This is a genomic window from Bosea sp. AS-1 (assembly GCF_002220095.1).
In the GTDB taxonomy this organism is placed as follows: Bacteria; Pseudomonadota; Alphaproteobacteria; order Rhizobiales; family Beijerinckiaceae; genus Allobosea.
In genome coordinates this window covers 3,080,457-3,095,751 of sequence record NZ_CP022372.1, presented here as the reverse complement: position 1 = coordinate 3,095,751, position 15,295 = coordinate 3,080,457, and the positions used below count along the sequence as shown (strand labels likewise).

General features: G+C 63.8%; 16 protein-coding genes and 1 pseudogene. 10 read left to right on the top strand and 7 right to left on the bottom strand.

Going from position 1 to position 15,295, the window contains the following annotated elements; all coding sequences use genetic code 11:
- Positions 1-31 precede the first annotated feature (31 nt).
- The 4 genes and pseudogenes from CE453_RS16530 to CE453_RS16515 form a co-directional block, all read right to left on the bottom strand.
- Positions 32-1,894 (bottom strand): heavy metal translocating P-type ATPase, encoded by a 1,863-nt coding sequence (locus tag CE453_RS16530; protein WP_089175574.1) that lies wholly within the window; start codon positions 1,892-1,894, stop codon positions 32-34.
- A 35-nt stretch (positions 1,895-1,929) separates the two neighbouring features.
- Positions 1,930-2,136: pseudogene (locus CE453_RS28955) on the bottom strand (DUF6691 family protein); the annotation flags it as partial.
- A gap of 240 nt (positions 2,137-2,376) precedes the next feature.
- Positions 2,377-2,676, bottom strand: a complete 300-nt coding sequence (locus CE453_RS16520) for a hypothetical protein (protein WP_089175573.1) — start codon at positions 2,674-2,676, stop codon at positions 2,377-2,379.
- 360 nt (positions 2,677-3,036) lie between these two features.
- Positions 3,037-3,879, bottom strand: a complete 843-nt coding sequence (locus CE453_RS16515) for a universal stress protein (RefSeq protein ID WP_089177952.1) — start codon at positions 3,877-3,879, stop codon at positions 3,037-3,039.
- A 289-nt stretch (positions 3,880-4,168) separates the two neighbouring features.
- Between CE453_RS16515 and blh the strand changes: the two genes are divergently transcribed.
- Genes blh through CE453_RS16490 form a run of 5 tightly spaced genes read left to right on the top strand, consistent with a single transcriptional unit; the run spans position 4,169 to position 7,422 of the window.
- Complete coding sequence (gene blh / locus CE453_RS16510; protein ID WP_089177951.1) at positions 4,169-5,464, top strand: bifunctional sulfur transferase/dioxygenase Blh; 1,296 nt, start codon at positions 4,169-4,171, stop codon at positions 5,462-5,464.
- Entirely contained in the window at positions 5,464-5,796 is a 333-nt protein-coding gene (gene bigR / locus CE453_RS16505; protein ID WP_089175572.1) for a sulfite-sensing transcriptional repressor BigR, read from the top strand. The genes blh and bigR overlap by 1 nt, the downstream gene beginning before the upstream one ends.
- Positions 5,793-6,200: a YeeE/YedE family protein gene (locus CE453_RS16500; RefSeq protein ID WP_089175571.1), complete on the top strand. Its 408-nt coding sequence runs from the start codon at positions 5,793-5,795 to the stop codon at positions 6,198-6,200. Before bigR ends, CE453_RS16500 begins: the two co-directional genes overlap by 4 nt.
- Positions 6,197-6,640, top strand: coding sequence for a YeeE/YedE family protein (locus CE453_RS16495; protein ID WP_089175570.1), 444 nt, complete (start codon positions 6,197-6,199; stop codon positions 6,638-6,640). The genes CE453_RS16500 and CE453_RS16495 overlap by 4 nt, the downstream gene beginning before the upstream one ends.
- Positions 6,637-7,422 (top strand): sulfite exporter TauE/SafE family protein, encoded by a 786-nt coding sequence (locus CE453_RS16490; RefSeq protein ID WP_089175569.1) that lies wholly within the window; start codon positions 6,637-6,639, stop codon positions 7,420-7,422. The genes CE453_RS16495 and CE453_RS16490 overlap by 4 nt, the downstream gene beginning before the upstream one ends.
- A 90-nt stretch (positions 7,423-7,512) precedes the next feature.
- Here the strand turns inward: CE453_RS16490 and CE453_RS16485 are convergent, their stop codons facing one another.
- Both CE453_RS16485 and CE453_RS16480 read right to left on the bottom strand, forming a co-directional pair.
- The gene (locus CE453_RS16485; protein ID WP_089175568.1) at positions 7,513-8,904 is read right to left on the bottom strand and encodes a bifunctional serine/threonine-protein kinase/universal stress protein; all 1,392 of its coding nucleotides are present in this window, start codon (positions 8,902-8,904) and stop codon (positions 7,513-7,515) included.
- Between the two features lie 5 nt (positions 8,905-8,909).
- The gene (locus CE453_RS16480; protein ID WP_089175567.1) at positions 8,910-9,650 is read right to left on the bottom strand and encodes a metallophosphoesterase family protein; all 741 of its coding nucleotides are present in this window, start codon (positions 9,648-9,650) and stop codon (positions 8,910-8,912) included.
- 412 nt (positions 9,651-10,062) lie between these two features.
- Here CE453_RS16480 and CE453_RS16475 point away from each other — a divergent pair, with 412 nt between their 5' ends.
- Positions 10,063-12,168 carry a DNA cytosine methyltransferase gene (locus CE453_RS16475; protein WP_089175566.1) on the top strand — a complete coding sequence of 702 codons (2,106 nt, stop codon included), beginning with the start codon at positions 10,063-10,065 and terminating at the stop codon, positions 12,166-12,168.
- Between the two features lie 50 nt (positions 12,169-12,218).
- Here the strand turns inward: CE453_RS16475 and CE453_RS16470 are convergent, their stop codons facing one another.
- On the bottom strand, positions 12,219-12,569 hold the full coding sequence (locus CE453_RS16470; RefSeq protein WP_089175565.1) for an SOS response-associated peptidase family protein: 351 nt from the start codon (positions 12,567-12,569) through the stop codon (positions 12,219-12,221).
- 338 nt (positions 12,570-12,907) lie between these two features.
- Here CE453_RS16470 and CE453_RS16465 point away from each other — a divergent pair, with 338 nt between their 5' ends.
- The 4 genes from CE453_RS16465 to arsB are packed head-to-tail and all read left to right on the top strand — an operon-like array spanning position 12,908 to position 15,269.
- Positions 12,908-13,264: an ArsR/SmtB family transcription factor gene (locus tag CE453_RS16465; RefSeq protein ID WP_089175564.1), complete on the top strand. Its 357-nt coding sequence runs from the start codon at positions 12,908-12,910 to the stop codon at positions 13,262-13,264.
- Positions 13,257-13,784: an arsenate reductase ArsC gene (locus CE453_RS16460; protein ID WP_089175563.1), complete on the top strand. Its 528-nt coding sequence runs from the start codon at positions 13,257-13,259 to the stop codon at positions 13,782-13,784. The genes CE453_RS16465 and CE453_RS16460 overlap by 8 nt, the downstream gene beginning before the upstream one ends.
- Entirely contained in the window at positions 13,784-14,209 is a 426-nt protein-coding gene (gene arsC / locus CE453_RS16455) for an arsenate reductase (glutaredoxin) (protein WP_089175562.1), read from the top strand. Before CE453_RS16460 ends, arsC begins: the two co-directional genes overlap by 1 nt.
- Positions 14,210-14,216: 7 nt before the next feature.
- Positions 14,217-15,269 (top strand): ACR3 family arsenite efflux transporter, encoded by a 1,053-nt coding sequence (gene arsB / locus CE453_RS16450; RefSeq protein WP_089177950.1) that lies wholly within the window; start codon positions 14,217-14,219, stop codon positions 15,267-15,269.
- The last annotated feature ends 26 nt before the right edge of the window (positions 15,270-15,295 follow it).

The window sequence follows — 15,295 nt, the reverse complement described above, 5'->3', positions numbered from 1 at the left end:
GCGTTGAGATCGAGGGCCATCGGGACGGTGTTCATCGCTCCCGGGAGCCGGATCGTTCGGGTTCCGCAACGAGCGTGCGCAGTGCGTTGAGAATGACCGCGATATCGATGCCCTCCTGGAGAAGGGCCCCCGCCACAGGAGGGATAAACCCGAAGCCGGCGAAAACCATGGCGATGCCGGACAGGCCGAGACCCACGACGATGCTCTGCCGGGCGATCTCGTGGGTCCTTTGTGCGATCGCGACGGCTTCTGCCACCCGTTCGACCTTGTCGACGAGGATAACCACGTCGGCTGCCTCTGACGAGGCGGTTGCCCCTCTCGCGCCCATCGCTACGCCGATATCGGCCGCCGCGAGGGCAGGGGCGTCATTGAGGCCGTCGCCCACCATCATCGTAGGCTGACGAGCTTTTTCAGCGGTGATGGCAGCGACCTTTTCGGCGGGACTGCAATTCGCCTGAAACTCGTCGATGGGAAGCTGAGCTGCGACCGCTGCGGCCGTTTCGGTATCGTCGCCCGTTACCATCAGAATCCGGTCGACGCCGATCTCGCGCAGACGTCTCAGTGTCTCGGTCGCGTCGGGGCGGACGGCATCCGCCATGATCAGCAGGGCGACAGCCCTTCCCTCGACCGTCACAAAAATGGTGAGGGCACCGTGAGATCCGAGCCCTTCTCCGAGTGATGGAATCCAGTCCGGAAGCGGAGCCTCTCCAAGCACGAGGTTTCGGGAGCCCGCCCGGAGATGGCGGCCGTCCACGGTTCCTTCGAGGCCCGAACCTCGATATTCGCGGACATTGGAGGGGTGCGAGAGAGAAAGTCCCCTCCGGTGTGCGAGCCCGACCAGCGTCTCGGCCAGCACGTGATGGGAGGCCTGCTCAAGCGAGGCCACGAGCCACAGGATCTCGTCTGCCTCGAAATCGGGAGCAGTGTGCAGGGCGATCAGCCGCGCACCACCCTCGGTCAAGGTTCCCGTCTTGTCGAAGATGGCCGTGCGCGTGCGCCCGAGCGCTTCGATGGCGGAACTGCCCTTGATCAGGATGCCTGAACGGGCAGCGCGCGAGACTCCGCCGATGAAGGCGACCGGCGCCGCCAGGATGAGAGGGCAGGGGGTGGCGACGACCAGGACGGCGAGGGCCCGGATCGGCTCGCCGGACAGCCACCAGGCCAGCCCGGCGACGAGCAGGGTCGCCGGCAGCAGGAGCAGCGCAAAGCGGTCGGCCATGCGGATGAAGGGCGCCTTCGCGGTTTGCGCCGCTTCGACCATGCGGACGATGCCGGCATAGGTGCTCTCTCGAGCGGCGGCGGCGGCGCGATAGCGAAAGGCTTCGCCCGCATTCACCGTGCCGCTGCGCAGCAGGTCGCCCTTCGATCTGGTTTCAGGCAGAGGTTCGCCGGTCACGGCGGACTCGTCCAGCTTGGCCCGTGCATCAAGCAGTTCGCCATCGACAGGCAGCAATTCGCCGGCACGAACCAGGAGCTCGTCTCCGGGACGGACCTCCTCCGCGGCGATATCGACAAGCCCATTCGCTTCCCGACGATGGGCGATCCGCGGGCTGCGATCCCGTAGCGAACGGAGTTCCCGCTCCGCCTTGCCCCGCGCGTAATCCTCCAGCAGGTTCCCGCCCGAATACATCATGGCGACCACGGTTCCTGCCAGGGGCTGTCCCATGGCGATGGACGCGACCATGGCCACGAGCGCAATGGCGTCCACCCCGACGCGTCCGATCAACAGGTCACGGAGGATCGAAATGGCGAGCGCCGCGGCGACGGGAATGGTGGCCGCGCTCCAGATGAGATTTCCTGACACCGTCCAATCGAGATAGCTGACGACGAGCCCCGCGATGGTGCCGGTGAACGCGACTGCGAGCAGGGTCAGATGGATAGCGATCTCAGGCATGGACCCTCTTCGAGATGCGCAATTGAGGACACTTTTTATCTCGACCTCAATGCCCGGCCGACGGCCGCGGAGCGATGATACGGTCGTTGCAGGGGCATCCCGGTTGCCATCGCCACGACGAAAAGGAAGACTGGCACCAATCCCAGCGACAGTGCCGAGACGGCCGAGCCGGGGCAGAATCCTGCCAGGCCCCAACCGACTCCGAACATAACCAAGCCGGCGACGAGCCGTCCGTCGATCCTCAGTGGCCGCAATCGAGCGCTTCGACCCGGGCGATCTCGCGGCGACGAGCTTCAGCCTGACTTCATGGCTTGGGCTTCGGAATTCCTGCGGATGCCGCGCCGACCAACGCTCGCCGTTGAAATGAAGCCGTAATTGCAGCCCAGCAAGGTTGCTCTCAGCCAGCCGATGATCAACCAGATGGCTTTCAGCGTGAAGGCGGCTCAGCCGGGGTCAGCTTGATACGCGGCGTGTCAATGAGATCAGCGATGCAGGCTGGCCCAGATGACTGCGAAGATTGCACCAACTGCATAACCGATAGCACTTGTCATCGCGACTAGCCCGGCGGCTCTGCCAAACTCGAAGCTATCGACGACCCAGCCTGGTCGGATGAAATGCAGCCAGAACACGAAATTCAGGAGGGTCTGGGCCAAACCACTCGCGACAAGCAGTGCCCACACCACATGCACTCCGCCGAACAAAAGGGCGACCGAAAGCCCGACGGCGTTAATGCTGACAGACCGTTGCTGCCCAGTCGTGCTGGTTAAAGCGTGATTGGCCATGGCGCATCCTCCTCGTAACCATTGGATGACAATCGGCCTTGCGCTGGCGCTTTCCTTGATATGCCTCAAATGGCCCTCATCTTGATCGCCTTGCGTGGCGGTTGGGAGGGCGTGAGGGCAGGCCTCAATCGTCGCCGCAGCTTAACGATCCTCTTCCGGATGATCCGGTCTCCCTTTCGCGAGAGTCGGCATGCGGGGGGGCTGCCTACACGCACGAGATTGAGCGTCCTGTCTTCAGAATCAGGCGTCTAGGGCACGCGAAGAGCCAGCATCCCAGCATCGTTCCCGGAAATTGCCACGGCCTGCCACTCATGGAGCCGCGTCATAGGGTGACGGCAGCGCATGTTCGTGGGGTCTTCCTCAGTGCGACATCACGAGCGGCAGCGAGCATGATTCAAGCAGCGATCGCGTGACCCCTCCGAGGATCCATTGCCGCAGTCGTGAGTGGCGGAAGGCTCCACAGACAATCATCGATGCCCTGAACCCGACAGCCTCGCGTTGAATGGCGTCCGCGACCGTCTCCTTCAGCCCGACCGTGGTATCGGACACCGTTACGTCTATTCCGTGACGCGCCAGATGCGGTGCGAGGTCAGTTCCCGGGACTGACGTTGAGAGATCCTTCTCACCCATGACCGAGACGATCGCGACAGTCTTCGCTGACTTCAGCAAAGGCATGGCGTCAGCAACGGCCCTTGAAGCGTTAGCGCTTCCGTCCCAAGCAATGATGATCCGCTCACAGGCGAAATCAGTTCGACCGGGAGGGACTACAAGCACTGGGCGCCCGCTGCCGAAGAGGCAAACTTCAATCAGATCCCAATACATCTCAGTTGCCGCCGGTTCAGCATTAAGAATGGCGATATCGTGAACACGCGCCTGCGCGACGAAACGGTTGAGTAGGTCCTGATAATAAAGTTGCGGGCTTTCGACCGTACAGACCACTCCGGCAAAATCCGCTTCCGCCTTTGCTACATCCGCGAAGTGTTCCGCCAAGGCAGCGATACGCCGGTTTTCCGCTGAAACGATCTTTTGAGCGAAGGCGTTGAGTGCCGTGTAGGGAATGTGGAACCGGCCAGCAGGTGCCTGGACCGTGAGATGGGCGTCCGCTCGACGGGCGAGCGAGAGCCCGTAGCCAAACGCCGACGCGTCTTCGTCCCGGCCTTCTTGCGGGATCGTCACCAGTACATTCTTCACGCCGTCGATCATGATCGCCTCCCTGGTCTTCGCTATCATGATCTGCACGGGCGCGACGCGGTCCTTGCGTTGTATCAAACTAGCGCCGCGAAAAATGCTCTCTGATGCGAGCCCGTTATGGGAACTCTGGTGGTGAAAAGGCCACCTCGACGTCCGCGCAGAGTGGCTTTCGGACCAATCCGCCGCCGCAGATTCAGCGGCTGGAACGCTATCAGACGGCTCGACCGGTGGTGGGCTTGTATTTCGTCGATATACATTATATGTAATCGTATAATGTTTTCTGATCGAGTGGATGCTCACGATGACTGCCGTGAAGATCGACGATCGGCTGACGGTCGCTAGTCAGCCGAGGCAGGAGGCGCTCGCCACGCTGGCGGCTACCGGCTTCGCCACCATTATCAACAACCGGCCGGACGGAGAGGAATCTGGACAGCCCAGCAGCACTGCCGAGAAGGCAATTCTCGAGCGGTCGGGCCTTGCCTATCGCTTCATTCCAGTGACGGCGACGACGATCACCGAAGCCGATATCCGCGCCTTCCAGGAAGCGGTGTCGGGGTCCAAGGGGCGTGTCTACGCCCACTGCCGCAGCGGCACGCGATCATTGACGCTGCACGTGCTGGGCGAGGTGCTGGCAGGGCGGATGAAGCCCGGCGAGGTCGAGGCCTTCGGTCGCGAGCGCGGTTTCGATCTCTCGGGCGCGGCGCAGTGGCTTGCCTGGAATGCGGCCCGGGCGCCGCAGGTGAGGGGCTTCTACGAGCCGCGCTCCGGCAGCATCCAATATGTCGTGACCGACCCGAAGACGAGGCGCTGCGCGATCATCGACCCGGTCTATGAGTTCGATGAGAAGTCCGGGGCGACCGCTACGCATCAGGCCGACGAGATTCTCGCCTACGTGGCGCGCGAGGGTCTCACCGTCGAGTGGATTCTGGATACCCATCCCCATGCTGACCACTTCTCGGCTGCGCACTATCTCAAGCAGAAGACAGGCGCCCCGACGGCCATTGGCGCGCGCGTCACGGATGTCCAGAAGCTCTGGCAAAGCCTCTACAACTGGCCAGAGCTGGCGACCGATGGCTCGCAATGGGACCGGCTGTTCGACGAGGGCGACAGCTTCAGGATTGGTGAGCTCACGGGTCGCGTGATGTTCTCGCCCGGCCATACCCTTGCCTCCGTAACCTATGTGATCGGCGACGCGGCATTCGTGCACGATACGATCTTCATGCCGGATTCCGGCACGGCACGCGCGGATTTTCCGGGCGGTAGCGCCAGGGCCCTGTGGGCGTCGATCCAGGCAATCCTCGCCTTGCCGGACGATACGCGCCTGTTCACCGGGCACGATTACGAGCCAGGTGGGCGCGCCGCCAGATGGGAGAGCACCGTGGGCGAGCAGAAGCGTGCAAATCCGCACCTCGTCGATATGACGGAGGAGCGCTTCGTCGCGCTGCGGGAAGCGCGCGACCGCACCCTGCCGATGCCGAAGCTGATCCTGCATGCGCTACAGGTCAACATCCGCGGCGGCCGGCTGCCGGAGCCCGAAGCCAATGGCAGGCGGTATCTCAAATTTCCGCTCGATGCGCTCTCGGGGGCTGCGTGGTGATGGCCGCCGCAATGACCCGCACGATGCCGCCGGCTGAGATGGAGGCGCGCGCCGGCGAGGTTGCCGCCTTGCTCAAGACATTGTCGCATCCGGCTCGCCTTCGGCTCGCCTGCGCCCTCGCCGAGGGCGAATACGCCGTCGGCGAACTCGAGGAGCGGCTCGGCATCCATCAGCCGACGCTGTCGCAGCAGCTCGGCGCATTGCGCGAGGCCGGGGTGGTCACGACGCGCCGCGAGGCAAAGCAGATCTTTTACCGCCTGAGCGAGGAGAAGGCCGCTCGCCTGATCGAAGCCCTCTACGCCATCTATTGTGAACCGGAGCAGAAGCCATGAGTGCCTATTGGCCTTCCCTGATTGGCGGCATGTTGCTCGGCCTCTCCGCCGTCGCATTGCTGCTGCTCGATGGGCGGATCGCCGGCATCAGCGGCATCGTTGGCCGTTTGCTCGGCGGCGGGCAGATTCCGCTGAATGCGGCATTCGTCATCGGGCTCATCAGCGGCCCGCCGCTCTACATGTTGGCCTTCGGGAGCTTCCCGTCCGTGACCATCGCTGCCTCTTGGCCCCTGGTCCTCGCGGCCGGGCTCGCCGTCGGCATCGGCACGCGCATGGGCTCGGGCTGCACCTCGGGTCACGGCATCCTCGGCCTCGCTCGCCTTTCGAAACGTTCGTGTGCCGCGACTGCGACCTTCCTCCTGGCGGGTGCCGCCATGGCGACGCTGATGGAGTTCCTGCGGTGAAGCATCTGGCGCCCCTGCGTATCGTCGTTGCGCTCCTTGCCGGTGCGTTGTTCGGATTCGGCCTGTCGCTCTCCGGAATGCTCGATCCGGCGCGCGTGCTCGGCTTCCTCAATCTCGCCAGCGGGCATTGGGACCCGAGCCTGGCCTTCGTGCTCGGCGGCGCGGTGCTGGTGGCGGTACCCGGCGTCATGATGCAACGCCGTCTGCGGCGTCCTTTGCTCGACGACAGCTTCCACCTGCCTGAGAAGACGGAGATCGACAGGCGGCTGGTGGCCGGCTCGGCGCTGTTCGGAGCAGGATGGGGACTCGCCGGCTTCTGCCCGGGCCCGGCGGTCTCGGCCCTGTCGATGGGCCTCGTCCCGGTATTGCTGTTCGTTGCGGCGATGGCGGTCGGGATGATCCTGCACGACCGGGTCATCGCGGGGATGTTGCCGCGATGACATCGACCCTCGTCCCGGCTCTCGCCTCTGGCGGCCTCGTCGGCTTCAGTCTCGGTCTGGTCGGCGGCGGCGGCTCGATCCTGGCCACGCCGCTGCTGCTTTATGTCGTCGGCGTCGCCAACCCGCATGTCGCGATCGGTACCGGCGCGCTGGCGGTCTCGATCAATGCCTATGCCAACCTGCTCGCCCATGCCCGGAAGGGTAATGTCCGCTGGCTCTGCGCGGCGGTCTTCGCGGCGCTCGGTTCGCTCGGCGCCCTTGTCGGATCGAGCCTCGGCCTCGTCGTCGACGGAACACGACTTCTGCTGCTCTTCGGCGCGCTGATGGTTGTTGTAGGGCTGCTGATGTTACGGCCGCGCAGCGTCAGCCGAGGTGATGAGCGGCCGGTTGATCGGCGCATGTGTGTGCTCACGGCCGCCACTGCACTGGCGACGGGCGGGGCCTCCGGCTTCTTCGGCATCGGCGGCGGCTTCCTCATCGTACCGGCCCTCATCTTCGCCACCGGCATGCCGATGATCAACGCCATAGGCTCCTCGCTGCTGGCGGTCGGCGCCTTCGGGTTGGCGACGGCCTTGAATTACGCTCGCGGCGGCCAGGTCGACTGGGTCGTCGCAGTGCAGTTCATCTCGGGCGGCGTCCTGGGCGGCATTCTCGGCATGCTGCTGGCGACGCGTCTCTCGACGCGCAAGGCTACGCTGAACCGCATCTTCGCTGCGCTCATTCTGACGGTCGCGGCTTACGTGATCTTCAAGAACCTGCCGATGGCTATCGGCATCGGGTAATTGCGGAGGGTGATTTTGGCGGCACGACCTAGACAGTTCGGGCGAACTCCCTTGGAAGCGCGGCAACCTCGTAGCTATAACTGCATCAGGCTACGCGCGTGAGGTGGAAGACCTGTTCCGTACCACCGTCACCGAGCATCCGGCCTCGGCCACGACCTTGGACGAGACGCTGCCGAGATGGCGGCGCAGGGTGGAGGCACCGCGCGCACCGAGGATAATGTGGCCGATCTGGTTATGCTCGGCATAACGCAATATAGCGTCGGCTGCGCTCACCGCCTGTACGACGTGGTAGCTGATCCGGTCCTCGGCAAGGCCGAGTGGGCTCGCCCACGCCTTCAGTGCAACCAGCCGCTTGATGTAGACGGAGTGGCCAGCGCTGTCCGCCATGACGTCCTCCCGCAGAATCTCGGTCTTCAGGACGGTTAGGCAAGAGAGGCGTGAATCGGTGCGGGCCGCCAAGAGCCGACCGGTCTCGGCGAGCACGGCATCTGCCAGCGGATTGACGCCATCGGCGAGGTCGACTGCTGCTAGGATAAGTGCCGGACCGGCCTCGCGCCGACGGGCCGTTGGAGCGCCGGTGAGTAGAAGATCATCGCGCTTCTGGAACGCTGCGAGGAGCCAGTCCCACCAGCGGCGTTGTGGCAGGGGATCGACGATCACCACCTGCTCAGGGTTGCGCAACTCAAAAGCGACCCGGGCGGCATCCGCATAGCGGCGCTCGCGGTCGACCTCGAGGCATTTCTGAATGATCGTTTCCAGCCAGGTCGGCACCTTCGGATTGCGGACGGATGGCGGCTTTGGCGCATGATAGAGCCTTCGCTTCATCCCCGCCTGTGTCGAGGGCCAGTCGAACGGCGGCTCTCCGGTGGCGAGCAGATAAAGGATGCCGCCCAGGGCGAAGATGTCGCTCGAAGGGTCGGACCGGTCGCCCAGCACCTGCTCGGGCGCGATATAAGCGGCGGAGCCCATTGGTACGTTGCTTTCCTCCGAAAGCAGGTCTGGCAGACCGGCATGGCGGGAGAGGCCGAAATCAAGCAGCACCGCGCCGCGGGCCGCGAGGATGACGTTCTCGGGTTTCAGGTCGAGATGTGCCACCTGCTGCTGATGCAGGCTGGCGACGGCGGCCGCCACCTCGGCGCCGATGCGCGCGACCTCCTCGGGCGAGAGCGGCGCATTCTTGGCGATCCGTGCGAGGCTGTCGCCTTCGACGAACTCCATAGCGATGTAGGGCGTCTCCGCCAGATCGCCGGAGCGGATGTAGCGCGGAACATGGGGGCCTGATAGGCGCTTCAGGATCAGTTCTTCGACCTCGTAGCCGATGACGGTCGAGATATCCTGGCCGGGATCGAGAAAGGGGATCTTGAGGACGACGGGGACGTCCACATCCGCATGATGCGCCCGCCAGAGTGAAGCCATGCCGCCGGAAGGCATGCGCGATTCCAGAGTGAAGCCGTCGATTACCTGTCCTTCGTGGAAGCGCATTCGGTTTACCGCCCGGAAAGGAGCCGCGTGGCGAGAGCCGGCGGAAGCCCCGCCGCCAGCACCTTGCGGGCAGTCGTCTCGGCATCATAGGGCACGCGCCGCATGGTGACGCAGCGCTGCTCCAAGTCGATGAGAGCGAAGCAGGCGGCCGGATTGCCGTCTCGGGGCTGCCCGACCGACCCGGCGACCACAAGGTGTCGACGTGTCGCGATCAACGGTGCCGGTTCATTGTCGAGCGGGCGAAACGCGACGGGAGGGTAGCCGACACGAGCATAGAATATAGCTGGAACGTGCGTGTGACCGCAGACGATCAGGCGCGCTCCGGTCGCATCGAAGGCGAATCCGGCTGCTTGCGCGTCCAGGATATAGTGCCAGCGGTCGGGCTCGTTGGCACTCGCATGAACATATAGGCGATCCTCCTCCACGACTGTCAGGGGGAGCCCGGAGAGAAAGGCACGGTGCTCCGTCGAGAGCTGGTCGCGCGTCCAACGGATTGCGTCTCGGGCGACCTTGGTCATGCCACGGTCCTCCTGCTCGACGGCCTGATCGTGATTGCCAAGCACTACCCGCGCGCCGCTCGCGGCGTACTGCGCTGCAACTTCCACTGCATAAGCCGGATCCGGCCCGTACCCGACGATATCGCCGGCAATGACGATCGCGTCCGGAGCCTCCGCAGCGACAGCGTCCGTCACGGCGTCGAGTGCCTCACGATTCCCATGGATGTCAGTGAGTACGACGATGCGCATCGATAGTCCGGAGGCAATAACTTAGCGATCCTGCCACCATTGAGACGATGCTACATCCAAAAAGGGACTCGATCCCAGATGCCCCAGGGCCTCGGTCGCGATTATCGAATTTGAAGCGCCTGTTGGTCGTCCGCCGTCAAGGGCCGGGCAACGTCGAGCGGAAGATGAGTGACGTCGATATGGACGGATTGTCCTTTGACCTCGCTAGCATACCGCGCTCTCGGTCTGAGCCGATAATACCGCGAGTTCGACGGGAGTGACGGCAAGCCCGCAGGCTGGTGAATGGGGAAACATTGGCTGTGCATTCGAGCTTGCCGACGATGAAGGTTCCTCGGATTTTAGCCATTTGACTCACGCGAAATGCACGGCTCGACCGGCATGAGCTCCTGGAATTCTCGGAGCCCATGCGTCGATGAGCGAAGTTGCCTACCTCCCCAGCAGTGATTGTCTCGCCGGACCCGAAACCTCAACGCTCGAAGAAACCGCGTCGGAGCCAGGAATCGGTCAAATCGTATGCTCACGCGAAAGCGGGCGAGGCCGCGAAATCGGCAAGGACGGTGCAGGTTCTGCGCAGGCCCCGGCGGTTGGAGCCGATAGCCAGATTCTGGAGAGCCTCAAGAAAGTCCGGGATCGCGCGCTCGCCAGTCGTCGCCGCGCCATTGCTGATGCGTTCGCCCTGGCTGATCAATGCAAGGCCTTCGCCCAGCACTTGCCGAAAGCGCAGCTCATCGCGTTCATCAGGGCTGAGTGCCTCGTGTCTCGGACGGAAGCAAATGCGTACCTGCTGCTGGCCAACTTTGCCGGTCCCGAACGGGCCGATATCAAGCAGAGCGCGATCGACGTCAGTGTCCTGTGCCGCTTGGCTAAGCAGCCGCCAACGGTTCGGGACGAGGCGCTTACGATGTTGCGCTCGGGGAGGTCCCTGTCCCTTGCAGACCTGCGGTTGCTTCGGCGCGACGTACTCGCGGCCGAAGCCGCGGTCTCCGGAAAGCCGGACCGTAGCGCGGTTACGGAGTTGAAGAGTGCCGTTAGACTGAAAGCCCAGGAGTTTATCGATCGCTTCCTTGAGGGCCTGGGCGGTTTGGCTAACGCATTTGCCGATCTCTACAACGAGACGAACCCCGAGGATCGTTCGCCCGAAACGGTTGCGAGGGTCGATGCACTTGCCGCGAGCGCCGGTCGGCTGTCGGCCCAGCTCCAGAGGCTCGTCCCGGTCGATTTCCTGGCTTCAGGCGACGAATGGCCCCAACATTCGTGGAGCCGCGTATTTCAAACGCTGAATCTGCTCGCCGATCGGAAACTGTGTTCTATTGAGGACTGGTCCTGGCCCGAAGTCGATCCGTTGTGGATCGACGAAGGGCGGCACGAGCCCCTCATGTGGGCACTCGGACAAGAGCTGCCGGAATTGAGCCGTCATCGACGTCGGCTTGGCCAGGGCGTCGTCGCACTCGATCGCCATCCGCAGAACTCCAGGTCCCGGCCTGCGAAGCCTTATCGGTACTCGGTGCTTGAGCTGTGTGCCGGCGCTGGAGGTCAGGCGATCGGTCTGCATGCTGCCGGATTCTGGCACGCCGGAATTTTCGAGAAAGCCCCCGAAGCGGCCGCGACCCTGCGTGCCAATCGCCCGAAATGGCCGGTGTTCGAGGCTGACATCAATAAGATCGATGTCAGCCGTTACCGTGGCGTGGATCTCGTTGCCGGCGGTCTGCCTTGCCAGCCCTATTCGCAAGCAGGCGAGCGCCGCGGCGCGGAGGACGAACGGGACCTTTTTGATCGAGCTCTCGAGATCATTGAGCAGGTCCAGCCGAAGGCCGTCCTGATTGAGAATGTGGTTGGGATCTCCCAGGTGACGCACGGAGTGCGTCGACTTCAAGTATACGCTGAGCTCGAACGTATGGGCTACGACGCGGAATGGAGGATCATCGAGGGCCCCGACTTCGGCCTGGCTCAGAATCGTCGCCGGGCGATCCTTGTCGCGCTGCGGCGCGGAATGCTGCATCGCTTCCGATGGCCCCTCGCTCCGGAAATGGCACAGACGTCGGTCGGAAGCCGACTGAAGGACTTGATGGGAGCCCGCGGCTGGCGTCGCTTGGATCAATGGGTCGCCAAAGCCAACGGCCTCGCGCCCACATTGATCGGGGGAAGCACGAAAAAGATGGGCATCGACTTGGCTCAGCCAAATTCGCGGCAGGCCTGGTTCAATATCGCCGTGGACCCCAGAAAGCCTGCCAAGGAAGCGCCCGACCCTGACTTCGATGGGATCCCGTGCCTGACCCTTCCGATGCTGGCACGCCTCCAGGATTTCCCTGACGATTGGGTCTTCTCGGGATCGCGTCAGGCACAATTCAGGCAGATGGCGAACGCCTTTCCCCCAAGGCTTTCCCGAGTCCTCGGACTTGCGCTTCAGCGAGCACTCTCGGGCGAAGAAATCGATCTAGGAACGGCTATCGAAGCACCGCTTTTCAAAAGGCTCGACTTGGCCGAATTCAATCGGCAAATGCGAGAGGCTGCTGAGTAGCGTTGAAGGAGCCATATTGCGGTGATCGCTCCGCGGGGCTCCACGATGGATTAGAACAAGCTTCCTTGAGGCGACGGCTCGTCGGGCGCAGGCTTCGGCAGGTGAATCTCAGGCTCAATCGGTTCAGCCGTAGCGGGATCGTCATCGCCGACCTTGGCGCTGTTCATCCTGCTGTTGACGATCCACTCGCGAAGCTCGGGTGGAGGATGGTCGAGGAGCTCCTTTCCACCCGTTCCGTCGAGCCAGGCATTGAAGTCCTTCGGATGCAGCATTGCGGGCATTCGGTGATGGATTGACGACATCCACTTATCCGCGTCCCGGGTGATGATCGTGCAGGAAACGAGGTCGGAAACAGCAAAGGGGTCAGGTTCAGGCGGGCGAGAAGCCTCGACTGATGGCATTGGCGGATGTCCTCAATTTATAGAACGTAAAGAGAACAATGGAAGCGGCGAGTCAAGGCGAACCTTGGCGTGAAGCGGCGCGCTGTGCCAGTGCACTCCGAAGATGGGCTTATGCGACGCGTTTCCTGCGCACGCTCCAAGGAGCTCGTCGTTCGCCAGGCGGCACGCAATTCCTCAAGCGTGGGCTGCCACCATCAGCGCAGTAAGGCGCCCGGGGCGGTTGGGCGTCCACTGCGGCGCGGGTCTAGGGGAGAGGCCGTCGCGGGCAAACGTGGTCACGCCAAATTCAACCGAAGCTGGCCTTGTGCTTCAGGATTTATGTCGATAAGTCTCGATATATGGAAAATGAGCAAGTCATCCTCGCCTTGGCGGCATTGGCGCAGAACACGCGTCTCGACGTCTTCCGCTTACTGGTGGCTGCGGAGCCCGCAGGGCTGCCTGCCGGTGAGATCGCCCGCCGCCTCGAGGTTCCCCACAACACGATGTCGTCCCATCTGAGCATCCTCAGCCGGGCGGGGCTCGTTCGTTCGGAGCGTTTCAGCCGCTCGATCGTCTACCGAGCCGATCTCGACGCGCTTCGATCGGCCATCGCCTTCCTCCTCAAGGATTGCTGCGGCGGCCGTCCGGAGATCTGCGCGCCGCTCCTGGCCGAGCTCGCGCCCTGCTGCCCACCGAAGGTCACGACCGATGCCTGATCGCGTCCACAACGTGCTGTTCCTCTGCACGCATAATTCCGCTCGGTCGATCATGGCCGAGGCCTTGCTGAACCATCTCGGGGAAGGGCGCTTCCGAGCCTTCTCCGCTGGCAGCGAGGGGGGCCCCGGACCGAAGCCGATGGCGCTCAAGGTGCTCGAGGCCGAAGGCATCCTGACCAAGGGCCTTTCCTCGAAGACCTGGGACGTCTTCGCGGAAGCGAGCGCGCCCGTCATGGATCTCGTGATCACGGTCTGCGATCAAGCGGCGGGAGAGGCCTGTCCGCATTGGCCGGGCCAGCCGATCACCCCGCATTGGGGTATCGAGGACCCCTCCAACGTCCAGGGCAGCGAGATCGAGCACGAGCGGGCCTTCGTGACCGGGCTTCGCTATCTCAGGAACCGGATCAACGTCCTCCTGTCACTCCCCGTCGTGAGCCTCGACGAGATGGCTTTGGCGCAGCAGGTCCGGCGGGTCGGCGGCCTCGAGGGCGCGAGCGGTCGCCGCCCGGAGGTCGCTTGATGGACGTCATCATCTATCACAACCCGGCCTGTGGCACGTCGCGGAACACGCTCGGCCTGATCCGCAATGCGGGCGTCGAGCCGCACGTCATCGAGTATCTAAAGACGCCGCCGAGCCGGTCGCTGCTGAAGCAACTTCTCGATCGCGCCGGGCTGACCGCTCGGGATATCCTGCGCGAGAAAGGAACGCCGTTCTTCGAACTCGGCCTCGGCGACCCGAGCCTTTCCGACGAGGCCCTGCTCGACGTGATCGAAGCGCACCCGATCCTGATGAACCGCCCGCTCGTCGTCTCGCCGAAAGGCGTGAGGCTGTGCCGTCCGTCCGAGGCCGTCCTATCCGTGCTGCCACCGCAGCGCGGCGAATTCCGAAAGGAGGACGGCGAACTGGTCGTCGATGCCTCCGGTCGCCCTGCCGCTCTCGCCTGAGGTCCTCATGCCCACCTTCGAACGCTACCTCACCGTGTGGGTCGCGCTGTGCATCGTCGTCGGGATCGCCCTCGGCCATGTCATGCCGGGGGTCTTCCACGCCATCGGCTCGGCCGAGGTCGCCAAGGTCAATTTGCCCGTCGCGGTCCTGATCTGGCTGATGGTCATCCCCATGCTGCTGAAGATCGACTTCGCGGCGCTCGGGCAGGTGGGTCGCCACTGGCGCGGCATCGGCGTCACCCTCTTCATCAACTGGGCAGTGAAGCCCTTCTCGATGGCGGCGCTCGGCTGGTTCTTCATCGCTTGGCTGTTCCGGCCGTGGCTCCCGGCCGAACAGATCAACAGCTACATCGCCGGGCTCATCATCCTGGCGGCGGCGCCCTGCACCGCGATGGTCTTCGTTTGGTCGAACCTGACGAAGGGCGAGCCGCACTTCACGCTCAGCCAGGTCGCGCTCAACGACGCGATCATGGTTGTCGCCTTCGCCCCAATTGTCGGCCTGCTGCTCGGCCTGTCCGCGATCACCGTGCCATGGGCAACGCTCGTCCTCTCGGTCGTCCTCTACATCGTCATTCCCGTGATCGTCGCGCAACTCGTCCGCAGCCGCGTTCTGGCGAAGGGCGGGCAGGCTGCGCTCGATCGACTGCTCGGCCGACTGGGACCTGTTTCGCTCGTGGCCCTGCTCGCCACCCTCGTCCTGCTCTTCGGCTTCCAGGGCGAGCAGATCCTCGCCCAGCCGATGGTGATCGCACTGCTGGCGGTGCCGATCCTGATCCAGGTCTACCTGAATGCCGGGCTGGCCTACGTCCTGAACCGGATCGCCGGCGAGCAGCATTGCGTCGCGGGGCCGTCAGCGCTGATCGGCGCCTCGAACTTCTTCGAGCTCGCAGTCGCCGCGGCGATCAGCCTGTTCGGCTTCAACTCCGGAGCCGCGCTCGCGACCGTGGTGGGGGTTCTGATCGAGGTGCCGGTCATGCTGACCGTCGTCTGGATCGTGAACCGGTCGAAGGGTTGGTACGAACGCGGCGACAGCGTGCGGAAGGTACAGGCAGCGGAGTAATTCGACGCTCGTGGAAATAAGGCTTG